The organism is Arthrobacter sp. P1_B4 (assembly GCF_056406555.1).
Genome location: NZ_JBFTZW010000014.1, coordinates 44,656 through 66,534 on the forward strand (window position 1 = coordinate 44,656; position 21,879 = coordinate 66,534).

22 protein-coding genes are annotated in these 21,879 nt (G+C 67.5%); 4 read left to right on the top strand and 18 right to left on the bottom strand.

All coding sequences use genetic code 11. The features are described from left to right. Positions 1 to 48: 48 nt before the first annotated feature. Positions 49 to 1,164, bottom strand: coding sequence for a translation initiation factor IF-3 (infC, locus tag AC1D1W_RS08350; RefSeq protein WP_476943413.1), 1,116 nt, complete (start codon positions 1,162 to 1,164; stop codon positions 49 to 51). A 436-nt stretch (positions 1,165 to 1,600) separates the two neighbouring features. Between infC and AC1D1W_RS08355 the strand changes: the two genes are divergently transcribed. Then, positions 1,601 to 1,987, top strand: coding sequence for a DUF1844 domain-containing protein (locus AC1D1W_RS08355; protein ID WP_476943414.1), 387 nt, complete (start codon positions 1,601 to 1,603; stop codon positions 1,985 to 1,987). Between the two features lie 155 nt (positions 1,988 to 2,142). On the opposite strand, the gene AC1D1W_RS08360 is transcribed toward AC1D1W_RS08355, so the two are convergent. The 8 genes from AC1D1W_RS08360 to AC1D1W_RS08395 form a co-directional block, all read right to left on the bottom strand. Continuing rightward, positions 2,143 to 3,456 (bottom strand): MFS transporter, encoded by a 1,314-nt coding sequence (locus tag AC1D1W_RS08360; protein ID WP_243181772.1) that lies wholly within the window; start codon positions 3,454 to 3,456, stop codon positions 2,143 to 2,145. Between the two features lie 62 nt (positions 3,457 to 3,518). Further along, the gene (locus AC1D1W_RS08365; RefSeq protein ID WP_243181771.1) at positions 3,519 to 4,451 is read right to left on the bottom strand and encodes an SseB family protein; all 933 of its coding nucleotides are present in this window, start codon (positions 4,449 to 4,451) and stop codon (positions 3,519 to 3,521) included. Between the two features lie 14 nt (positions 4,452 to 4,465). After that, entirely contained in the window at positions 4,466 to 5,212 is a 747-nt protein-coding gene (gene priA / locus AC1D1W_RS08370) for a bifunctional 1-(5-phosphoribosyl)-5-((5-phosphoribosylamino)methylideneamino)imidazole-4-carboxamide isomerase/phosphoribosylanthranilate isomerase PriA (RefSeq protein ID WP_243181770.1), read from the bottom strand. Between the two features lie 42 nt (positions 5,213 to 5,254). Beyond that, entirely contained in the window at positions 5,255 to 5,413 is a 159-nt protein-coding gene (locus tag AC1D1W_RS08375) for a hypothetical protein (RefSeq protein WP_164468561.1), read from the bottom strand. Next, complete coding sequence (gene hisH / locus AC1D1W_RS08380; protein ID WP_476943415.1) at positions 5,414 to 6,163, bottom strand: imidazole glycerol phosphate synthase subunit HisH; 750 nt, start codon at positions 6,161 to 6,163, stop codon at positions 5,414 to 5,416. Next, positions 6,160 to 6,786: an imidazoleglycerol-phosphate dehydratase HisB gene (gene hisB / locus AC1D1W_RS08385; RefSeq protein WP_028277237.1), complete on the bottom strand. Its 627-nt coding sequence runs from the start codon at positions 6,784 to 6,786 to the stop codon at positions 6,160 to 6,162. Before hisB ends, hisH begins: the two co-directional genes overlap by 4 nt. A 71-nt stretch (positions 6,787 to 6,857) precedes the next feature. Continuing rightward, positions 6,858 to 7,976, bottom strand: coding sequence for a histidinol-phosphate transaminase (locus AC1D1W_RS08390; protein WP_476943416.1), 1,119 nt, complete (start codon positions 7,974 to 7,976; stop codon positions 6,858 to 6,860). Between the two features lie 68 nt (positions 7,977 to 8,044). Beyond that, entirely contained in the window at positions 8,045 to 8,620 is a 576-nt protein-coding gene (locus tag AC1D1W_RS08395; RefSeq protein ID WP_476943417.1) for a LysM peptidoglycan-binding domain-containing protein, read from the bottom strand. A 376-nt stretch (positions 8,621 to 8,996) separates the two neighbouring features. Here AC1D1W_RS08395 and lexA point away from each other — a divergent pair, with 376 nt between their 5' ends. Next, positions 8,997 to 9,746, top strand: coding sequence for a transcriptional repressor LexA (gene lexA / locus AC1D1W_RS08400; RefSeq protein ID WP_028277234.1), 750 nt, complete (start codon positions 8,997 to 8,999; stop codon positions 9,744 to 9,746). Positions 9,747 to 9,843: 97 nt separating this feature from the next. On the opposite strand, the gene AC1D1W_RS08405 is transcribed toward lexA, so the two are convergent. Together AC1D1W_RS08405 and hflX are read right to left on the bottom strand one after the other, a co-directional pair. Continuing rightward, positions 9,844 to 11,979 (bottom strand): ATP-dependent DNA helicase, encoded by a 2,136-nt coding sequence (locus AC1D1W_RS08405; RefSeq protein WP_476943418.1) that lies wholly within the window; start codon positions 11,977 to 11,979, stop codon positions 9,844 to 9,846. Continuing rightward, complete coding sequence (gene hflX, locus AC1D1W_RS08410) at positions 11,972 to 13,573, bottom strand: GTPase HflX (protein WP_476943419.1); 1,602 nt, start codon at positions 13,571 to 13,573, stop codon at positions 11,972 to 11,974. Before hflX ends, AC1D1W_RS08405 begins: the two co-directional genes overlap by 8 nt. 569 nt (positions 13,574 to 14,142) lie before the next feature. On the opposite strand from hflX, the gene AC1D1W_RS08415 reads away from it, so the two are divergent. Next, complete coding sequence (locus AC1D1W_RS08415; protein ID WP_230008613.1) at positions 14,143 to 14,757, top strand: class I SAM-dependent methyltransferase; 615 nt, start codon at positions 14,143 to 14,145, stop codon at positions 14,755 to 14,757. On the opposite strand, the gene dapF is transcribed toward AC1D1W_RS08415, so the two are convergent. The 6 genes from dapF to AC1D1W_RS08445 all read right to left on the bottom strand — a co-directional run bounded on the left by dapF (position 14,738) and on the right by AC1D1W_RS08445 (position 20,653). Beyond that, on the bottom strand, positions 14,738 to 15,691 hold the full coding sequence (gene dapF, locus AC1D1W_RS08420; RefSeq protein WP_476943420.1) for a diaminopimelate epimerase: 954 nt from the start codon (positions 15,689 to 15,691) through the stop codon (positions 14,738 to 14,740). The two genes, AC1D1W_RS08415 and dapF, sit on opposite strands and share 20 nt — an antisense overlap. 51 nt (positions 15,692 to 15,742) lie before the next feature. Beyond that, on the bottom strand, positions 15,743 to 16,648 hold the full coding sequence (gene miaA, locus AC1D1W_RS08425; protein WP_476943423.1) for a tRNA (adenosine(37)-N6)-dimethylallyltransferase MiaA: 906 nt from the start codon (positions 16,646 to 16,648) through the stop codon (positions 15,743 to 15,745). A gap of 181 nt (positions 16,649 to 16,829) precedes the next feature. Further along, on the bottom strand, positions 16,830 to 18,305 hold the full coding sequence (gene miaB, locus AC1D1W_RS08430; RefSeq protein ID WP_308197255.1) for a tRNA (N6-isopentenyl adenosine(37)-C2)-methylthiotransferase MiaB: 1,476 nt from the start codon (positions 18,303 to 18,305) through the stop codon (positions 16,830 to 16,832). A gap of 214 nt (positions 18,306 to 18,519) precedes the next feature. Continuing rightward, positions 18,520 to 19,155 carry a regulatory protein RecX gene (locus tag AC1D1W_RS08435; RefSeq protein ID WP_439954147.1) on the bottom strand — a complete coding sequence of 212 codons (636 nt, stop codon included), beginning with the start codon at positions 19,153 to 19,155 and terminating at the stop codon, positions 18,520 to 18,522. Beyond that, entirely contained in the window at positions 19,142 to 20,194 is a 1,053-nt protein-coding gene (gene recA / locus AC1D1W_RS08440; protein ID WP_018774457.1) for a recombinase RecA, read from the bottom strand. The genes AC1D1W_RS08435 and recA overlap by 14 nt, the downstream gene beginning before the upstream one ends. A 222-nt stretch (positions 20,195 to 20,416) precedes the next feature. After that, complete coding sequence (locus AC1D1W_RS08445; RefSeq protein ID WP_028277227.1) at positions 20,417 to 20,653, bottom strand: DUF3046 domain-containing protein; 237 nt, start codon at positions 20,651 to 20,653, stop codon at positions 20,417 to 20,419. Positions 20,654 to 20,694: 41 nt separating this feature from the next. Here AC1D1W_RS08445 and AC1D1W_RS08450 point away from each other — a divergent pair, with 41 nt between their 5' ends. Further along, positions 20,695 to 21,204 (top strand): MarR family winged helix-turn-helix transcriptional regulator, encoded by a 510-nt coding sequence (locus AC1D1W_RS08450; RefSeq protein WP_028277226.1) that lies wholly within the window; start codon positions 20,695 to 20,697, stop codon positions 21,202 to 21,204. A gap of 115 nt (positions 21,205 to 21,319) precedes the next feature. Here the strand turns inward: AC1D1W_RS08450 and AC1D1W_RS08455 are convergent, their stop codons facing one another. Beyond that, a complete protein-coding gene (locus AC1D1W_RS08455) occupies positions 21,320 to 21,772 on the bottom strand; it encodes a helix-turn-helix domain-containing protein (RefSeq protein ID WP_026538316.1) in 453 nt (150 codons plus the stop codon). Positions 21,773 to 21,879: the final 107 nt, after the last annotated feature.

The following is a 21,879-nucleotide window of genomic DNA, read 5'->3' on the forward strand; positions in this document are numbered from 1 at the left end:
GGCGTGCTGGTTGCCTGCTGCCGGACATTGCTGTCCGGCAGCCGTGAACTAGTTGGTCTTCTTGGTGCCAGGCTTGGCGGCTGCCCGGGGGGCGGCCGGCCGTGCGGCGGGCTTCGGCGCTGCGGGCCTGGGTACCGGCTTCGGAGCAGCAACCGGCTTCGGCGCTGCTGCCGGAGCGGCTGCCTTTTCCTCGGGAGCCTTCGCTGCCGCCGGGGCCGGAGCGGCCTTCGGAGCCGCGGGAGCCTTCGCTGCTGCCGGCTTCTCGGCTGCCTTCGGAGCCGCCGGAGCCTTCGCTGTTGCCGGCTTCTCGGCTGCCTTCGGAGCGGCCGGAGCCTTCGCTGCTGCCGGCTCCTCGGCTGCCTTCGGAGCGGTTTCCGCCGCCGCGTCCTGGGCGGGGGCCTCGTCGGCCTTGGTCTCTTCGACCGGAGCCGCTTCAACCTTGGCTTCTTCAACCTTGGTCTCTTCGACCTTGGTCTCTTCGACCTTGGTCTCGTCAACCTTGGCTTCTTCGACGGGGGCCTCCGCTGCGGGTGCCTCCGACGATACGACGTAGCCTTCCGGCAGGAGGTCCGACAGCGTCTGGGTCAGCGGGGCGTTGCCACCGGAGACATCGACGCGTCCCGAAGCCTTGGCTTCGTTCTCAGCCTTGGCTTCTGCGCGCTGCGTTGCGCGGCGGGCCTCCGCCTTGGCTTCGGCCTTGTTCTTCAGCGGGCCAACCACCATGACCATGTTGCGGCCATCGATGCGCGGGCTGGACTCCACCACACCAACTTCGGCGACGTCGTCGGCGAAGCGCTGGAGCAGGCGGATGCCCATCTCGGGGCGCTGCTGCTCGCGGCCGCGGAACTGGATCATGGCCTTGACCTTGTCGCCGGCACCGAGGAAGCGGAGCGCGTGGCCGCGCTTCGTTTCGTAGTCGTGGGTGTCGATCTTCAGGCGGAAACGGATTTCCTTCAGGACCGTGTTGGTCTGGTTCTTCCGGGCCTCGCGTGCCTTGACAGCGGCTTCGTACTTGTACTTGCCGAAGTCCATCAGCTTGCACACCGGAGGCTTCGCCTGCGGTGCAACTTCAACGAGATCAAGATCGGACTCGGCAGCCAAACGCAGGGCATCCTCAATACGGACAATTCCTACTTGTTCGCCTGCAGGGCCGACCAGCCGCACCTCGGGGACGCGGATACGCTCATTGATTCTTGGCTCGCTAATGTTAAAGCTCCTGTGTTCGTGAGGGGTATTCCACCGGCAAAAAGAGAAGGCCCCCAATTGCCGGAGCAATCGAAGGCCTCGAGATCGGAACTGCCGCCCTCAATGGGGCAACATGCACTTCCTGCGGACCGGAGTCCGAGGTAGTGCCCGACCAGGTACCCGGCAACCTTGACTCCTGAACAGGAGGGGCTTCCCGAAGGAAGTTTCGCGGCTGACGCGGGTGGGAGAGAACTCCGCTTGCAAACTAAAGCCAACTCTACAGAAAAACACCCGTTCAACGCACGTATGCGCGGCGGGCGCCAACTTCAGTGACAAGCACTGCCAGTCAGAACACTGCATTCTATAAAAGCTTGAGAATAACGACATTTAGTCGGTCTGTGACAAGCTTACCAGCATGAGCACTTCAGATAGTAATTCCCACGTCTTCGAGCCCGCGGCCGCCCAGGCGGACGTCTCGCAGCAGATCCGCGACATCTCGGAAGTCCCCGCGATCGAGGTCATCACCACGGCCGCCGTGCACCTGATGAGCGCCGCCGCGGTAAAGCTCGGCCTCGCCGCCGAGGAAAATGCCCAGGACCTCAAGGACCTGGACGAGGCCCGCAAGCTGATCACCGCCCTCGCCGGTCTGGTGACCGCGGCGGCGCCCGAAATCGGCTCACAGCACGCTGGACCGTTGCGCGACGGACTCCGTTCGCTCCAGTTGGCCTTCCGCGAAGAATCGATCATCCCGGACGCTCCGGGCAAGGGCCCGGGCGAGAAGTACACCGGCCCCGTCAACTAAGCACTCGTCAGCCAGGACAACGCCGGCGTGCGGACCACCCAAGTCCGCCCGCCGGCGTCGCTATTTTTCCGTTCGCACGATTTTCCGTCCGCACGATTTTCCGTCCGCACGGCCCGGGCGCGTGCCCGGGTTGGCGCAGTGGGGCCGGCCCGCGTTCAGACGCGGGCCAGGCGGCTGCGCCGGACCTGTTGCAGGGCCAGTCCCACCAGGCAGAGGGCCACGCCCGCCAACCCCACTGAGACGAAGCCGGCCGACGGGCCGATGAGGTCAATGAACAGCCCGGCAAGCGGCGCACCCAGGGCCACTCCGCCGGTGAGCGATGACCCGTACCAGCCCATCGCCTCGCCGCGCCGGCTTTCATCCACCAGTTCGGCCACCTTTTCCGAGGCCGCGGACAACACCGGCGCGCACAGCAGACCCGGCAGCAACGCGAGCAGGCTGAGCGTCCAGACGTCGGTCGCGAAGGCCATCGGGACCGTCAGCGCTGACATCCCCAGCAACAGGAGGATCGGGGAAACGGCCCGGTGCATGGCGCCGTAGAGGACGCCGCCCACCACCGAGGCCGCGCACCAGAAGAGGAACACGATGCCGATTTCGGCCTGGTGGCCGCCGGTCTGGAGCGCCGCGACGATGCCGACGTCGGTGCCGCTGAGGACCATGCCGGCACCGGCGCCGACGGCAAACACGGCGGCTACGGCGGCGGTGAACCAGCTGAAGTTGTGGATGACCCGGTGGCGCAGGCCGGATCCCCGCCGCCGCCGCTCCTCGGCGGCGGCCGCAAGGGGTGCCAGTTCGGCTGCGGCCTCCTGCAGATGGGCCGGCGCGGCGGCGACCACAGCGGCTTCCGCGCACTCCAGCTCCTGCGCCTCAAGCCCGGCGTCCGGGGAAGCACTCCGGGTGGGCGGGTTGAACCACATCAGGAAGAGCCCGGCGACGGATGTGGCCACTCCCACGACTGTCAGGCCCAGGACGGACTGGCCGCTGGTGGCGACGACGGCCCCGACGGCCGGGCCGATCATGAAGACCAGCTCGGTGGCGATGGCGTCGAGCGCAAAGGCAGTCCGGCGCTGTTCCCCGGGGGCCAGCACGCCCAGCGACTGCCGCACCACGCTGAAGATAGGCAGGGTCAGCAGGCCCCCGATGAAGACCAGGGGCAACAGGGCCTCGTAGGACACGTGCGGCACGATCGACCAGATCACGGCCTCGGAGACCACAGACGGAATCAGCGCCTTCCGCAGCCCCACGGTGTCGACCCGACGTCCGCGCCAGGGCGCGCCGACAGCGATACCGATCGTCATCACGGCGGCGGCCGCTCCGGCGGCCGCGTAGCCCTGGCCGAGGGTCAGGACGATGTGCAGGGTCAGCAGGACACCGGCCGCCGAGTGCGGTATGCGGGCGATCATGCCGACCAACAGGAGGCGCCTGATGGGCCGGATGGCCAGCAGCTGACGGTAAAGCGCGAAATTCACGGACTATATCCTTCTGGTACTGCCCACGGCAGCACCGGGAGGTCCCCCCGTTGGGCCGTCAGCTATGGTGCTGCGCGCTGCAGCTTGACCTCGATCGAATCAACCCGCTCGGCAAAGATTTCATTCCGGGCCCAGGCGTTATTGAGGCCGGCGACGATCGACTGCACGCCGGCGGCGTCGAGACCGTCTTCAAGATAGAGGACCACACGGAGTTCCGGGCCGGCTCCCCCACCGGGGAGCCGCCTGCCATCGGCCGTGGCCGAGGCAACTCCACCCCCCGGATGAATTTCAACACGGCGGACCGCCGGAAAGCCAACCGCGCCTTCCCCGAGTGCACCCGCGAGATCGGGATCGGCGTATGACGGCGTCCATGGCTGCTGTTGGGCGAGGGCCCAGACTGCCGGCCGGCGGACCACGAACGTCACTTCCGATCCGGGATCGAGCACGAGCAGCTCCGCGCCTTCCGCGACCGCTGACAAGGCGGCCCGGGCCGCGTACACGGCGACCGGCCTGGCCTCCGGGTGCCACGCCGAAAGTGACGCCGCCGAGGTGAACACCGGCATGGCCGTCCGCCCGTCCGGCGCCTTGAGCGTCACCAGGGCCATGTCGGCCTGCTTGTCCGAGTGCAGCGGATCCCCGTTGGGGCCGGCCGCGGCCTCGCCCTCTTCGGCGAGCTGGGCGAGGATGGGCACGAACACCCGGGCGGTGGCCAGCGCGGCCACCACGGCCGCTTCGTCGCCAGTGCCCGCGGCGAGGTCGGACAAAGCCGCCAGATAGCCGGCGTCGGCGGTGCCGTCGTCGTTGTCGAAATTGTGGATCTTGGCGTCATCGCCGGACAGGCTGCGCCCTGCCCAGGGTTGGCCGGCGGAGTCGGTGGCCCCGCCGGCGCCGGCGAGGGCCGCCGCGATGTGCCCGGGCAGATGCCGGACGGGACCGGCCCCGGTCCCTGCCTGCACTGCCTCGTGGGGGTTATTGGGGTCGTGGGTGTGCGTCATGGGCACCTTCGCCGCTAGCGGCGGCCGGCGACGTCGAGGGCCTCGGGCAGGGTGAAGTTGCCGTTGTAGAGGGCCTTGCCGACGATGGCGCCTTCGACGCCGAGCGGCACCAGGGAGCGCAGGACCTTCAGATCCTCGAGGCTGGAAATGCCGCCGGAGGCGACCACCGGCTTGCCCGTTTTCTCGACCATCTGGCGCAGGAGTTCGACGTTGGGGCCCTGGAGCGTGCCGTCCTTGGTCACATCAGTCACGACGTACCGGGCGCAGCCGGCGTCCTCGAGGCGGCCGAGCACGTCCCAGAGGTCCCCGCCTTCCTTGGTCCAGCCCCGGCCGGCGAGGGTGGTGCCGCGGACATCCAGGCCGACGGCAATCTTGTCGCCGAAGCGATCGATCACCCGGGCCGTCCATTCCGGGTTCTCCAGTGCCGCCGTGCCCAGGTTGACGCGGGCGACGCCGAGGTCGAGGGCTTTCTCCAGGGATTCGTCGTCGCGCAGGCCGCCGGAGAGCTCCACCTTGATATCGAGCCGGCCGACGACCTCGCGCAGAAGCTCGGCGTTGGAACCGCGACCAAACGCGGCGTCCAGGTCGACCAGATGCACCCACTCAGCCCCCTGCTGCTGCCAGTTGAGGGCGGCCTCCAGCGGGGTGCCGTAGCTCGTCTCGCTGCCGGCTTCGCCCTGTACGAGCCGGACGGCCTGTCCGTTGACAACGTCGACGGCGGGCAGGAGCTCGAGTACGGGCAGCGGGGTTTCGGTGGTCATCGTGGAGTCCTCAGCTTGGGGATGGTGGTGGGGAGGGGGCGGTCAGGACGCCGGCAGGGTCAGGAGGTAGGCGGCCAGCAGTGACATGCCGGCGAGGATGTAGAAAACGATCTGCACCCAGAGCGGACTTTTCTGCTGGCGGAAGGAGATCCCGCCGCCAACCAGCAGGCCGGCCACGCCCATAAGCACCAGAGACCACATCTAGGCGGTCCCTTCCGGGGCTGGGGTCCGGTCCGGGGCTGCGGGGCGCAGGCCCTGGACCCAGTTGCGCAGCAGCCGGGCGCCGGCGTCGCCGGACTTCTCCGGGTGGAACTGGGTGGCACACAGCGGGCCGTTTTCCACGGCCGCGATGAACGGGGCACCGTGGTCGGACCAGGTCACCAGCGGCGCAGCCATCCGCGGCTGGATGACGTCGAAGTCCCACTTCTGGACACCGTAGGAGTGCACGAAGTAGAACCGCTCGTCCTCAACCCCGGCGAAGAGCCTGGACCCTTCGGGGACGGCGACGGTGTTCCAGCCCATATGGGGCACGACGTCGGCAGGCAATAGTTCCACTTTGCCGGGCCACTCCCCCATGCCCTCGGCTTCGGTGCCGTGTTCGACGCCGGCCTCGAACAGCACTTGGAGCCCGACGCAGATGGCCAGCACGGGGCGGCCTCCGGCGACACGGCGGCCGATCATCCGGATGGCGTCAACGGCCTTGAGTTCGCGCATGACGGTTTCGAAGGCGCCGACACCGGGGACGACGAGGCCGTCGGCATTGAGTACATCTTCAGCCTTGGAGCTGAGGATGACTTCGGCGCCGGCCCGCTCCAGCGCGCGGACGGCGGACCGGACATTCCCGGAGCCGTAGTCCAGCACCGTAACGGTGGGCTTTCCCTGCGGGGAGACCGGCTTGGTCGCGGCGGCGGGGTCGATGATGGCCCCGTCGCGGAGCAGCGGGCCGGTCACAAAGCACCCTTTGTCGACGGGATGCCCTCGACGCGGGGATCCGGCTCGACGGCTGCGCGCAGGGCACGGGCAAAGGCCTTGAACTGGGCCTCGACGATGTGATGGGGGTCGCGCCCGGCGGTGACGTTCATGTGCAGGCAGATCCCGGCGTGAAGGGTGATCGCCTCAAAAACGTGGCGGGTCAGGGAGCCCGTAAAGTGGCCACCGATCAGGTGGTATTCCTGGCCTGCCGGCTCGCCGGCGTGGACCAGGTAGGGACGGCCGGAGACGTCTACGACAGCTTGCGCGAGGGCCTCATCGAGGGGAACGGTCGCCTCGCCAAAACGGCGGATCCCGGCCTTGTTGCCCAGGGCGGTCCGCAGAACCTCGCCGAAAGTGATGGCCACGTCCTCGACAGTGTGGTGGACATCGATGTGGGTGTCGCCGGTGGCCTTGACGGTCATGTCGATCAGGGAGTGCTTGCTGAGGGCCGTCAGCATGTGGTCGTAGAACGGGACCGACGTGCTGATGTCTGAAACGCCGGTGCCGTCCAGGTTGATCTCGACCAGGACCGAGGACTCGCTGGTGGTCCGTTCCATGCGTGCGGTCCGGCCCTCGGCGGTGGTGGATCCGGTGGTGCTCATGTAGATGTGTCCTTTGGAAGAAGGCAGGGTGTTGGGCAATCTGGCGGGGACGATCGGGCTCCCCACCAAGTCTAGGCCTGCGGCTTTGCGGAGCCGGCCAGGATAAGTTCAAGTGCCTCCAGGAAGGCTGTGGTTTCTGTCTCAGTGCCCGCCGTGACGCGCAGGTGCCCCGGAATACCGACGTCGCGGATGAGGACACCGGCGTCCAGCATCCGCTGCCAAACCTCATGGGGGTTCTCGAGGCCGCCGAAGAACACGTAGTTGGAATCGGACGCGGCCGGGGTCAAGCCCAACCGCGTCAGTTCCGACACGATCCGGTCGCGCTGGCGCTTGATGTCCTCGACGTCCGCCATGAGCGCCTCCCGGTGGTGCAGGGCAGCCAGGGCCGCAGCCTGGGTGATGGCGGAAAGGTGGTACGGGAGACGGACCAGGCGCAGGGCGTCAGCGACCTCCGGTGCCGCGGCCATGTAGCCGAGCCGCGCACCCGCGAGGGCGAAGGCCTTGCTCATGGTGCGCGAGACGATGAGCCGCTCCCGGCCAGGCAGCAGGGCGAGGGCACTGGGCGTGCCGTCGTGGGCGAACTCGTGGTAGGCCTCGTCGACGATCACGATGGTCTGGCTGGCCTCGCCGGCGTCATAGACGGCCTCGACGACATCGAGCCCCAGACCGGTACCGGTGGGGTTGTTTGGGGAGCACAGGAAGACGATGTTGGGCTGAAGCTCGCGGACCTGCTGTGCCGCCGATTCCGCGCTGAGCCCATAGTCTGACGCGCGGGCCCCGACGATGTACTCCGTGTCCGTGCCGGAGGCCAGCAGCGGGTACATCGAATACGTGGGAGGGAACCCGAGGGCCGTCCGGCCGGGGCCGCCGAAGGCCTGGAGGATTTGCTGAAGGACTTCGTTGGAACCGTTCGCGGCCCAGATGTTCTCCGCGTCCAGCCCATGGCCAAGGTATTCGGCGAGGGCTTCGCGCAATTCGGTGAATTCGCGGTCCGGATAGCGGTTCAGCCCGGCAGCGGCGGCGCTCACGGCCTCGGTGATCGCTGCGCGGACATCGGCCGGGACCCCATGGGTGTTCTCGTTGACGTTGAGCAGGATGGGGACGTCCAGCTGCGGCGCGCCATACGGACGCAGGCCACGCAGATTGGCTCGGAGGGGCAGTCGGTTGAGGCGCTCAAGCTGGTCAGTCACGTGACCAGTTTAAGTGGTAGCGGGACGGGCGCTGAAACTGTGACGCCCGCGACGGCACCGGGGGGCGGTTACTTGGACGGGACGAACAGTTGTTGGCCCGGCATCACACGCGCGGCGTCCAGATTGTTCAGCTCCACGATGTCGGCCACGACGTCGCGGGGATCGCGCTCCGGAGCCACCGACCCGGCAATGGCCCAGAGGGACTCCCCCGGTTGGACTGTGACGGATACGGTCGGCGTCACCGAGAGCTGGTCTGCGGAATCTGCCGCTTTCGCGGGAGCGTTGAGGAATCCGCTGAACGACAGGATAAACGCCGCCAGCAGGATCAGCGGGACACCGAAGAAGACGAAGCGTCCGCGCCGGGTTAGCCGCAGCGGCGGCTGCTTGGTCCGGCCGCCGGAAACCGCGGCGGCGGCCCCTTGCGGCGCCTGCGGCGCCGCGGCGCCGCGGCGCCTGGCGTTGAGCGGGTACACGTTGCCGTGAAGGGAACCACCCTGGCCAATGCCGCCTTGGTCGAGGCTGCCGTGTCCGATGCTGCCGTGTCCGATGTTGCGGCGACCCACTGCACCACCTGGACCAACACCGCGGTGGCGGGTCGTGACGCCCTGAATGTTGGTGCCGTCAAACGCGCTTGAAACTGACATGAACTAAGCCCTCCTGGACCATAAGTTGCCGCCCGGCGTACTCACGTAGTCGCCGCCAACCGGCCGAACCTTCGAACATAGAACCGAACATCGCTTGCGAACCCAGATCGTCGGAATCGAACACATATTCGAATCTTGCTAGTTCTGTTTTAGCACTTACTAACGAACGATGTCGAGACTCGCTAGAACAAATGTTTGAAAAAGGTCTGCGGCTGGCCTACTTTTGAGGGACAGGACAACCACTTTCGGACTCCCACTTTCGAACTACCCGTGGGAATTCATTCGTAGTTGATCAGCAGGGTCTGACATTTCAGGCCGGAAGTTCCCGGTGACAGCAGCCACGGCAGCCGGGCGGAACGGAAAGGCGTTGGCGAACATGGCAGCACAAGCCACCGGCGGCAGGGCCACCCCACGGAGCCCGCAGCCCGCCCGGGCGCCCAAGAGCCTCACCGTCCGGCAAAAGAAAATCCTGGAGACCATCCAGCGGTCCGTCACGGACAAGGGCTATCCGCCGTCCATGCGAGAAATCGGCGACACCGTTGGTCTCGCCAGCCTCTCGAGCGTGACCCACCAGCTCTCCCAGCTCGAAAAGCTCGGCTATCTGCGGCGTGATCCGAAGCGCCCGCGGGCCATGGAAGTGCTCATGCCGCTGACCCTGGACGAGGGGACCACACCGATTTCCGGTGTCGAGAAGTCAAGCGGCCTGCGGGCCGTCGGCGGCCTGTCAGTGACTGAGCTGGCCAGCGCCACCGACACGGCAATGGTGCCGTTCGTCGGACGCATCGCCGCCGGCGGGCCGATCCTCGCGGACCAGGTGGTGGAGGACGTCATGCCGCTGCCCCGCCAGCTCGTGGGCCATGGCGAACTCTTCATGCTCAAAGTGGCCGGCGACTCGATGATCGACGCCGCCATCTGCGACGGCGACTGGGTGGTTGTCCGCCGCCAGGGCGATGCCGTGAACGGCGACATCGTTGCCGCCCTGCTGGACGACGAAGCCACGGTCAAGACCTTCCGCCAGCGGGACGGCCACACGTGGCTGTTGCCGCAAAACACCCAGTACGAGCCCATCCTGGGCGACCACGCCGTCATCATGGGCAAGGTCGTCTCGGTACTGCGCTCCCTCTAAACTGCGCTCCCCTTAGCCGTCACGGGCCATGCCGCCAGTTCGGAGCGGCCACCCCGCGGCGGATTTCCGGCGCAGGGTGGCGGCCCCGGTTTGGGACTTAGGCTTTCGCGGAGTCTTTCGCCAGGCGCTTCAGGGCTGCCATGGCTATCGATGAATCGGTGGTGGGCCAGAACGGCGGCAGCGCGGCGCGCAGGAAGCCGCCGTAACGCTCCGTGGAGAGCCGCGAATCCAGCACTGCCACCACGCCCTTATCCGAGGTCGAGCGGATCAGCCGTCCGGCGCCCTGCGCGAGGCGGATGGCGGCGTGCGTGGCCGAGACGGCCATGAAGCCATTGCCGCCGGCCTGGGCCACGGCCCGTGAACGTGCCGTCATCAGCGGGTCGTCCGGCCGCGGGAAGGGAATCCGGTCGATGACCACCAGCCGGCAGGACACGCCAGGGACGTCGACGCCCTGCCAGAGGGACATGGTGCCGAACAAACACGTGTCAGGTTCGTCGGCAAACTGCCGCACGAGCGCCGTCATGGTCGACTCCCCCTGGCACAGGATGCTGAGGCCCAGCCGGGGCCGCATGGCCTCGGCTGCTTCCTCTGCGGCGCGCCGCGAGGAGAACAGGCACAGGGCGCCTCCGCCGGAGGCGCGGATCAGCTTCTCGAGTTCGTCCAGAGCCTCGGGGGACGTTCCGCGGCCGGGTTTGGGCAGGTGCCGGGCGACGTAGAGTATGCCCTGCTTCGGGTAGTCGAACGGGGAGCCGACGTCGACGCCGGTCCAGCTCGGGGCGCCGTTGCCAACCAGGCCCAGGCCGCCGGCGGCGGGTTCGAAGGCGGCGCCGATGGCCAGTGTGGCCGAGGTCAGGATGACGGTGTGGTCTGCGAACAGGCCCTCGCGCAACCGCCCTGCGACGCTCAGCGGGGCAACATTGATCAACGCCGGCGCGCTCTCGTCCGGCTGCGAGTAGCCCTGCGCCGGATCGAAGCTGCTGTTGCGGGAGAACCACACGACTTCGCGGTTTTCGCGCGCGGCCAGGAGGCGTTCACAGAGCTCCAGGATGACCATGAGGCGCGAGCGGGCCAGCTGCCGTCCGCCGTCCGCCGACACGGAGCTGTCCCCCTTGGAATCGGACAGCGCGGCGCGGCATGCGTCGCGCAGCTGGTCGATGCAGTCCAGCTGCCCGCTGTTCAGGCCGTTGGGCATCAGCCCGCTGGGGACGCCGTCGATGGCGAGCTCCAGGTGGGCAGCGGCGTTGTTCAGTGCATCCACGGTGATGCCCGTGTGCTTCCGGGCCCCGGACGCGGCGGCGTGCACCATCGCCACGGAGAGCTGGCCCGAGACGGCGCCCGTGACGCGGTCCTGAAGTTCGTGTGCTTCATCCACCACGACGACGTCGTACTCGGGCAGCACCGCCAGGCCTTCGAAGGCACTGACGGCGAGCATGGCGTGGTTGGTGACCACGACGTCGGCATCGGCGGCGTTCTGCCGTGCCAGTTCGCTGAAGCATTCGGCCGCGAGCGGGCATTTCTGCGCGCCGAGGCACTCCATGGAGGTGACCGAGACCTGGCGCCAGGCCCGGTCCGTGACGCCCGGCATGAGCTCGTCGCGGTCCCCCGTGGTGGTCTCCTCGGCCCATTCGCGCAGGCGGACGACTTCCTTGCCCAGCTGGGAGGACGGCCCGCCAAGTGCGGCGGCGAAATGCGGCACGGACGTGTCCTCGCCAAGGGAAAACAACTGTCCCTCGGAAGGTTCTTCGGACGGGAAGCCGCCCTCGAGTTTGTGCCGGCAGACGTAGTTGGACCGGCCCTTGACCAGGGCGACCTTGACGGGCCTCTCCAGGGCGGGCGTGATGGTCTTGAGCAGCCTGGGCAGGTCCCGGCCCACAATCTGCGTCTGCAGCGCCAAGGTGGCGGTGGAGACCAGGGTGGGTTTGTTGCTGGTCAGCGAATGCGCGATCAGCGGAATCAGGTAGGCCAGCGACTTGCCGGTGCCGGTGCCGGCCTGGACCAGCAGGTGATCGCCGCTGTCTATCGCGCGCGCCACCTGCCGGGCCATTTCGTGCTGGCCATCGCGGCTCTGCCCGCCCATGCCGGACACGGCACGGTCGAGCAGCTTGACAACAAACTCCTCGCCGGCCGCGCCGGCAGCCGAACCGGCGCCGGTGTCAGTTTCGGCCGGCTCAGCATCAGCTGAATCGGCGTCAGCTGGTTCGGCGTCGGTCCTGGTCACCGCAGCCTCAGTCATTGCTGATGAAGGGATCCAGTTCGGCGGCGAGTCCTTCACGCACCATCACCACGGCACGGGTCCCGGTTTCCTCGTGGTCGAGGCTGAGGATCTCGGCGTCGCTCTCGTGGAGCTTGCTGATCAGATCCCCGCGGTTGTACGGGATGAGCAGTTCAAGCTTCACGCTGGGCCGCGGAATGCCGTCGCTGATGGCCTTGAGCAGTTCCGGAATGCCTTCGCCGGTGCGGGCCGAGACCACCACGTGGCGCGGCTCGCGCTGCTTGAGCCGTTCGACCACGAACGGGTCAGCGGCGTCGGCCTTGTTCAGGACAATGATTTCCGGAACCTTGCGCGCGTCGACTTCGCTGAAGACCGTCCGGACAGCGGCGATCTGGCCCTCCGGATCCGGGTGCGAGACGTCCACGACATGCAGGATCAGGTCAGAGTCGGCGACCTCTTCCAGCGTGGAGCGGAATGCCTCCACGAGCTGGGTGGGCAGGGACCGGACAAAGCCCACGGTGTCGGCCAGGGTGTATCCCAGCCCGTCAGCGGTTTCGGCCTTGCGGACGGTGGGGTCCAGGGTGGCGAACAGGGCGTTTTCCACCAGCACCCCCGCGTCGGTCAGCCGGTTCAGCAGCGAGGACTTCCCGGCGTTGGTGTACCCGGCGATCGCGACAGAGGGCACGGCATTACGACGGCGGTTGGCGCGCTTCGTTTCCCGGGCAGGCTTCATGGCGGCGATTTCGCGCCGCAGCTTGGCCATCCGGGTGCGGATCCRACGGCGGTCCAGTTCGATCTTGGTCTCACCGGGACCACGCGAGCCCATGCCGGCACCGGCGCCGCCCACCTGGCCACCGGCCTGGCGGGACATCGATTCACCCCAGCCGCGCAGGCGCGGGAGCAGGTATTCGAGCTGGGCGAGCTCCACCTGGGCCTTGCCTTCACGGCTCTTGGCGTGCTGGGCGAAGATGTCCAGGATCAGCGCTGTCCGGTCAATGACCTTGACCTTGACGATGTCCTCCAGCCCGCGCCGCTGGGAGGGGGCCAGTTCGGCGTCGACGACGACGGTGTCGGCGCCGGTGGACATCACGATGGCTTTCAGCTCCTGTGCCTTGCCGGAGCCGAGGAAAGTCCCGGGATCGGGCTTGGCGCGCCGCTGGACGAGCCCGTCGAGGACCTCGGAGCCGGCCGTCTCGGCGAGGGCGGCAAGTTCGCGCAGGGAGTTCTCGGCGTCCGCGAGGGTGCCCTCGGTCCAGAGGCCGGCCAGGACGACGCGCTCAAGGCGCAACTGCCGGTATTCGACCTCGGTGACGTCTTCGAGCTCGGTGGACAGGCCGGCCTTGCGGCGCAGTGCGTGCCGTTCCTCAAGGTCCTGCTGGTCGCCGTCGAAGTTGGTGTACACCTCGTCCAGGCGGGAGATGGCCTGCGCCTTGCCGAGCACCGACGTCGGGCTGCTGGTACCAGCACCGGTGGCGGTGCCATGGCTGGTGCCGGAGCCGCCGCGGCCTGGGGCGGGGGTGTCCTTGGAAAGGATCCGGTCGATTACAGCTTGAATCTCTTCAGGGCTCATGTCCTGGGCTGCTGAATCGGGTCCGGTGTTGGGGTGGCTGGTCATGGTCTCCTTTAAAGGTTCGGCACTTTCAGAATAGTGCCGATTGTTGCTCTGTGGGGCGGTATTCGCGCTGGGCTGACGGCGGGGGGTCATGGGGGCCTCCTGGAATGCCCGCGGCAACGGCGCCGGGGCGGGGCTGGCTCTGTGCAGAGCGGTGGCTGGGTGATGGTAGAGGCGGCTAAGGCGCCTGGCTACGGGGACACTGGCTGTCTGGGCGGTGCCGGTGCCGGTGAAAAACACGGTGAGGTGGGTGCCTCCGCCACGCCGGGCCTGGGAGCACAGCGCCAGCACAGTGCCAGCAAAAACGGTGCCAGCAAAACTCCGTGCCTGGGACATGGCTGGATTCCAAGTGGTGCGGGCGCCCGCGGGTGAGAAAACTCACCCCTGCGATGGGGCACTCAGCGGAAGGCGTTTACCTGCGTCGCTTCGGGGTCCCTCGGCGTCCCTGACAAGGACGGGACGGGACCCGTGCCGGCTACTTGGAGATCAAGATCATGTTTTGTAGCGTAGCAGACGCCGGCGCTGCCACCCGGTTTCCCATACGGGCTGGCCGCGAACTAATCTGGCCCATTATGGAGTCTGCACACTATTTCAGCGCCCAGCCGGCCGGGCCATTTACCCGCAAGCCGCTCACCGTGGATCTTGCCGGTGAGACGCGCCGGCTGCAGACGTCCTCGGGGATCTTCAGCCCGGACGGGATCGACAAGGGAACGGCCGTGCTGCTGGCCGATGTCCCGGCGCCGTCGCCGCAGGGCAACCTGCTGGATATCGGTTGCGGCTGGGGACCGATCGCCCTGACCATGGCCCTGCGGGCACCGCACGCCCAGGTCTACGCGGTGGACGTGAACGAACGCTGCGTGACCCTGACCAATGAAAACGCCGGTCTGTTGGGGCTGCACAACGTATCCGCCAGCACGCCGGACGCCGTGGACCCCGACCTGCGCTTTGACACCATCTGGTCCAACCCGCCGATCAGGATCGGCAAGGATGAGCTTCATGCCCTCCTGCGCCTGTGGATTCCCAGGCTGGCGCCGGGCGGATCGGCCTGGCTCGTGGTCCAGAAGAACCTCGGCTCGGACTCGTTGCAGCGCTGGCTCTCGGCGGAGCTCGACGCCAGCTTCAGCGTGACCCGGGAGAGCACGTCGAAGTCGTTCCGGATCCTTCGAATCAGGAAAGCGTCCCGCTAGCGACGATCACGGCCGGGCCGCTGAGTTCGACGTGTTCGTGCCCCTCCGGGCCCAGGAAGAATTTCACGCCGACGACGCCGCCGGGGACGTGGACGTTCCACGCGTCCGGTGCGCCCTGCCCGGCCCAATGGCGAATCGCGACGGCGGCGGCGCAGGCGCCCGTGCCGCATGACTGGGTCTCCCCCACTCCGCGCTCGTGGACCCGCATGGTGATGGTGCCGGTACCGTCGTGCACCAGTGGTTCGGAGGGCACAACGAATTCGACGTTGGTGCCGTGCGGCGGCGTCGGGTCCACCCGGGGGGCAGTGAACAGCTGCGTGGCCTCCAGTTCGGCTGTTTCGGCCAGGGCCACGACGGTGTGCGGGTTGCCCATGCTGACGGAGAGGGCGGGCCGCGCGACTTCGAGCCCGTCGGCGCTGACCAGCGAGTCCATGGCCCGCGCGGTCGCCTCGCCCGGGAAAATGAATTCCCAGGGGCCCATGTCGACGGCGTAGCCCGCAGCCGTCCGGACGATCGTCTTGGCACCGCCCCGGGTTCCAATGACGAGCGATTCGCCGGCCGGCAGGTCTACGAGGCCCTCGGCGATGAGGAAGTGCACAAAGACGCGGACCCCGTTCCCGCACATCTCAGAGAGCGAGCCGTCGCCGTTGCGGTAGTCCATGAACCACTCGGCATCGGGGTGCGCGGTCAGCAATTGCTGCCCCTCGGGCAGGAGCCGGGAAGGCACGGCCCGGATCAGGCCGTCGCCGCCGATGCCACGGTGCCGGTCACAGAGCGCCGCGACGTGCTCCGGGCTCAACTCGAGCGCGCCGTTGGGGTCCGAGATCAGGACAAAGTCGTTGCCCGTTCCGTGGCCTTTGGAAAAGTTCAGGCCGCTCAGCGGGGCGGTATCGCCGGCAGTACGGTCAGCGGCTACGGCTTGGGATTCGTCCATGCTCCAAGGTTACCGTTCCGCCCCGACCCCTCCGGCACCGTGACCCAAGCGCTACGCCGGAGGCAGAACCGGCGTCGCCCGGCAGAGGCCGGAGGCCTCGGCCACGAGATCAGGATCGTACCAGCCCAGCCAGGTGACCCGGGGATCCGCACGGAACCAGGTCAGCTGGCGGCGCGCGAACTGCCGGGTGGCGATGATGGTTTCGTCCGCGGCCTGCTCCACGCTGGAGGCACCGTCGAGCACCCGGAGGAACTGGGCGTAGCCGAGGGCCCGCGGCGCGGTCCGGCCGTTGCGGAGCCCTGCGGCGTCCAGCCGGCGGACTTCGTCCAGGAGCCCCCGGTCCACCATCGCGTGGACCCGGTCAGCCAGGCGCTGCCGGAGCAGTTCCCGGTCCACCTCGAGTCCGATCTGGACGGCAGGCTGGAAGTATTGGCGGGCCGGCATGAAGGAGCTGAATGGCCGCCCGGTGAGCTCGAAGACTTCCAGGGCGCGGATGATCCTGCGCTCATCGCCGAGCCTGCCCGCGGAGACGGGGTCCACTGCCTCGAGCCGTTGCCGCAGGGGCGCGGGTCCTGAGGTAGCCAGTTCCGCCTCGAGCCGGCCGCGGATGTCCGGATCCGTGCCGGGGAATTCCAGGACGTCGAGGGCGGCGCGGACGTAGAGTCCGGAGCCGCCGGCGAGGATGGCCCGCTTACCCCGGCCGTGGATGTCGGCGATCAACGCCCGGGCCTGCTGCTGGAAGTCCGAGACGCTCGCTTCCTCGGTCACGTCCAGAATGTCCAGCAGGTGATGCGGCACACCGCGGCGCTCCGCCTCGGTGATCTTGGCGGTGCCGATATCCATGCCGCGGTAGAACTGCATTGAGTCGGCGTTGATGACTTCACCGTCGAGCTCAAGGGCGAGGGAGACGGCCAGGTCTGATTTGCCGGATCCCGTCGGCCCGACGACTGCGATCACCGGCGGAGTAGCTGGCCGTGCCCCCTGCGCCGCCGCATTTTGGGCAGCGTCCCGCTGGGCCGTGTCCTGCTGGGCAGCGGCCTGGGCTGTGGCCTCGACCGCCGTGGCCTGGGCTGTGGCCCGGGCTGCTGCGTTCTGGACTGCTGCGTTGCCGGGAGCGCCCTGCTGGCCGGGCACGGCGCTAACGGCCGCGGACCGGGAGGCTGGGCATGCCCAGCGACACGCCGGAGGTGCCCGACGCGCTGGTCTTCCCCGCCGGGATGGCCGGGGCGCCGCACGAATCCGCCTGCGACCGGTCCCAGGCGTCGCCGGCACGGGACCGTCGCAGGCTGTAGTCCTCGGCCGAGACAGGGTCGGAGACGAGGTGGAACGCCGCCGCCTCCGTGATGGTGACAGTCACCAGATCGCCGGGCCGGGGCACTTCGGCTCCGGCGGGCACGGAGAAGTGCACCAGCCGCTGGTCCTGGGAGCGGCCGGAGAGGCGGTGGGTTTCCCCAGCCTTGCGGCCCGACTGGGCCGTCACCATGACCTCGACGCGGCGGCCAAGCTGCCGGGCGTTTTCCTCGGCGGCAATCCGGTCCTGCAGGGCAGTGAGGCGTTCGAAGCGTTCCTGGACCACGGCCTTGGGCAGTTGGTCCGGCAGGTCGGCGGCGGGCGTGCCGGGCCGCTTGGAGTACTGGAAGGTGAAGGCGGTGGCGAACCGGGACTTCTCCACGACGTCGAGGGTGGCCTGGAAGTCCTCCTCGGTCTCGCCGGGGAACCCAACGATGATGTCCGTGGAGATGGCGGCGTGCGGAATTTTCTCGCGGACCTTGTCCAGGATGCCGAGGAACTTGGTCGAACGGTAGGACCGCTTCATGTCCTTGAGGACCTTGTCCGAGCCGGACTGCAGGGGCATGTGCAGCTGCGGCATGACGTTGGGCGTCTCGGCCATGGCGTCGATGACGTCGTCGGTGAAGGCGGCCGGGTGCGGGCTGGTGAACCGGACCCGCTCCAGGCCCGGAATGTCTCCGCAGGCACGCAGGAGCTTGGAGAACGCCTGYCGGTCGCCGAATTCGACGCCGTAGGAGTTCACGTTCTGGCCCAGCAGGGTTACCTCGATGGCACCGTCGTCCACGAGCGCCTGGATTTCGGCCAGGATCTCACCGGGGCGGCGGTCCTTTTCCTTGCCCCGCAGGGCCGGGACGATGCAGAAGGTGCAGGTGTTGTTGCAGCCCACCGAGATCGATACCCAGCCCGAGTAGACGGAGTCCCTCTTGGTGGGGAGGGTGGAGGGAAAGACGTCCAGCGATTCGAGGATCTCCAGCTGGGCCTCATTGTTGTGGCGGGCCCGGTCCAGCAGCGCCGGCAGGGCACCGACATTGTGCGTGCCGAACACGGCATCCACCCACGGGGCTTTCTTGAGGATGGTCTCCCGGTCCTTTTGCGCGAGACAGCCGCCGACGGCGATCTGCATGCCCGGGTTGGCTGCCTTGACCGGGGCGAGGATGCCGAGGTTGCCGTACAGCTTGTTGTCGGCGTTTTCCCTGACGGCGCAGGTGTTGAAGACCACGACGTCGGCCAGCTCGCCGGCGGAGGGGACGTAGCCTGCCGCTTCCAGCATGCCGGCCATCCGCTCGGAATCGTGCACGTTCATCTGGCAGCCGAAGGTGCGCACCTGGTAGGTGCGGGGCTGGGCCGGGGCGGGACTTTCCGGTGCGGAAACAGGGTCCGCACCGAATGTCTGGGGCCCTGCTGGCGGCACCGCCGGTGGCGCTGTCGGAGAAGTCGTGCCGGCCGTTGGGGAGGGAATGGTAAAACTCACCTGTTAAGGGTAACGGGTAAGGGTAGTGGGCAGCGGCTGGGCCAGCGCAGACCCCGGCCCGGCGGTCCTAATCCCCGTCCCCTGCCTGGCCGGCGGCGGCATCGAGCACCTCACCCACCACCCGGAAGGCGAGCGACGGCTGGTATCCCTTGCGGGCCAGCATTGACGCGAGGCGGCGCGTAACTTTGTCGCGTTCGGCACGGTCTTCGCCGCCGGTGAATCCCCGCAGCTTGCGCTCCACGAGCTCCCGGGCGGCCGTTTCCTCGTCGGCGTCGCTGAGCTGATCCAATGCACCGGCAGCGATCTCCGGGTCGATGCCCTTGTCCGCAAGTTCGCGCCGCAAGGCCCCTTTGGCGAGCTTGCGCGTCTGGGACCTGCTGCGGACCCACATGTCGGCGAACTCGGCGTCGTCAACCAGCCGCACTTCTTCGAAGCGGTCCAGCACGGCCTCCGCGACGTCCTCGGGGACGTTGCGCTCGGCCAGCTTGCGCGAGAGCTGCAGCCGGCTCTTGGGCGAATTCGTCAGCTGCCGCAGCACGATGGCACGCGCCACGGCCGCGGGGTCCGCGTCCCGGTCCTGCCCGGCCAGCGAATCCGCGCCATCGGTGCGGTCCGCCGGCTGATCCGGGCCGACAAAGCCGGAGGCAGGACTCCGTGACGGAAATCCTGCCCCTTTGCGCCGCCGGCTGTTAGAAGCCGTCAACGGCCTTCAGCTTCGGAGACTCTTCGGTCTCAGCCGGGGCTTTGACGCCAACACCGAGCTTTTCCTTGATCAGGCGCTCGAGTTCGGCCGCCAGCTCCGGGTTGTCGCGCAGGAAGCGGCGGGAGTTCTCCATGCCCTGGCCCAGCTGGTCGCCATCGTAGGTGAACCAGGAGCCCGACTTTTTGATCAGGCCGTGCTCGACACCCATGTCGATGATGCCGCCCTCACGGGAAATGCCCTGGCCGTAGATGATGTCGAACTCGGCGATCTTGAAGGGCGGGGCCATCTTGTTCTTGACGATTTTGGCCTTGGTGCGGTTGCCGACGGAATCGGCGCCCTCTTTCAGGGTCTGGATGCGGCGGACGTCGATGCGGATGGAGGCGTAGAACTTCAGCGCCTTACCACCGGTGGTGGTTTCCGGGGAGCCGAAGAAGACACCGATCTTTTCACGCAGCTGGTTGATGAAGATGGCCGTGGTCTTCGTCTGGCTCAGGCGGCCGGTGATTTTACGTAGGGCCTGGCTCATCAGGCGGGCCTGCAGGCCCACGTGGCTGTCGCCCATGTCGCCTTCGATTTCCGCGCGGGGAACGAGGGCGGCCACGGAGTCGATGACTATGACGTCAAGGGAGCCGGACCCGATAAGCATGTCCATGATTTCCAGCGCCTGCTCGCCGGTGTCCGGCTGGGAGACCAGGAGCGCGTCGGTGTCGACGCCCAGCTTGGCGGCATATTCCGGATCGAGGGCGTGCTCGGCGTCGATGAAGGCGGCAATGCCGCCCTGGCGCTGGGCATTGGCAACCGCGTGCAGCGCGACCGTGGTCTTACCGGATGATTCCGGACCGTAGATTTCCACGACGCGGCCGCGGGGCAGGCCGCCAATTCCCAGGGCGACGTCCAGTGCGATGGACCCGGTCGGGATGACTTCGATGGGTGCACGGACTTCATCGCCGAGGCGCATGACCGAGCCTTTGCCGAACTGCTTGTCAATCTGGGCAAGCGCTGCGTCGAGCGCCTTCTGGCGATCCGGGGCTGCGGCCATGATTCACACCTCTAATACTTTCTCGCTGTGGAGTGGCCGTGGAGGCCTTTGTCTGTCATCACTGACGCTACTGGCACCCTCCGACAAAGTTATCGGGAGAACCACTTATGTGGAAAACGGTCTGAAAAAAAGCATATCGCTATCCGAACAGATATTCGAACAAGCGGGCGGCGTGTCAGGCGTCAGCGGTGCTCAGCCGGCGTCAGCGCGACGGCGCKGGCGTCAGCGGGGCCCGGTGGTGTCACGGGGTTTGACGTCGCGGCCCAGGCGGCGTTCCGGCGGAACGTCCTGGACGTCGCACAGGGCAAGCCACACCTGGCGCGGCGGAATGCCGGCGCTGAGGGCCTGGTCCGCGGTGCGGCCTCCGACCCCAGCCAGGACCAGCGAATTGCTCAGGACGCGGGAGTATCCCGCGCCGAACTCGTCGTCCATAAGCCGCCAAAAGTCACTGATTCGCACGAGTAAAGTCTCTCACGGCCGGGGACTCTAGAATGGTTGCCATGAGCAACCCAACTGAGTCCGCGGGAGATCCCGCTCCCGATACCGCCGGCGCGGACGCCGCCCTGGACGCCGTCGAGAACCAGCTGAGTCTGCTCTGGCGCCGGGGCCGGTCGATTTCCCACCAGCTCTCGCGCCAGGTCCACCCGGACATGGAACCCGCCGCTTACGGGCTGCTCAGCGTGATCCGCAAGCAGGGCCCCATCCGGCTGACCGACCTCGCATCCTGCATCGGCGTCGGCAAGCCTTCGGTGAGCCGGCAGATTGCTTTCCTCGAGGGCCTCGGCCTCGTGTCGAAGGAGGCGGACCCGCTGGACGGCCGGGCGCAGGCCATCCGGTTGACGTCCGAAGGCGAGGAAAGGATGCACCAGGTCCAGGACGCACGGCGTGAGGTGTTCCGAGAACGCCTGGCGGAATGGCCGGCCGAGGATCTGCAGGCTTTGGCCATGTACATGGCCAAGCTCAATGCCACCTACGAGCGCGACGGTTTCCCCCGGGACGAGCACGCCTGACTCCCCCACCGGGAACCCTGGTCACCGAAACACGTCAAAGGACAACACGTCAAAGGACCTCCGGCCTGGGCCGGAGGTCCTCTTTTGTGTCTTAGGTCTTAGGTGAGTGGGCGGGCTAGCGCGCTCCGGAAAGGAGGCCCTTGGCCAGCTCGTCGGTGAGATCGGAGTTCAGTTCCCGGTCAAGGTCGCGGCCATAGCGCTGCGCGAACTCCTGGGGAACGGTGTCCGGAACCGCGACGCCCTCGGCGACCGCGACGCGGTCGCTGACTTCGCGGAGCATGCTCGAAAGCGGAACATCGAGGGCCGAGCAGATCGAGGAGAGCAACTCCGAGGAGGCTTCCTTCTGGCCGCGTTCCACTTCGCTCAGGTAGCCCAGGGAAACGCGGGCACTGTGCGAGACTTCGCGGAGCGTACGGCCCTGGCGCTGGCGGACATCGCGCAGGACATCACCGATTTCGTGACGTAGTACAACCATCTTGCGCTCCTTCTGTTCGCTCTTGGCCTGATCGGCGAGGCCCACATCCTTCCAGCGGACAACGCCGTTTACGGATACGGGCTGCTTTACCATCTGTATCGCCTTGCTCCTCGTACTGTCGAGTCCGCCGGTGGGGGCGGACTCTGCTGATGTTTTCATCCTAGGCGCCTCCCTCATTTGGAAGCGACACAATGTAACAA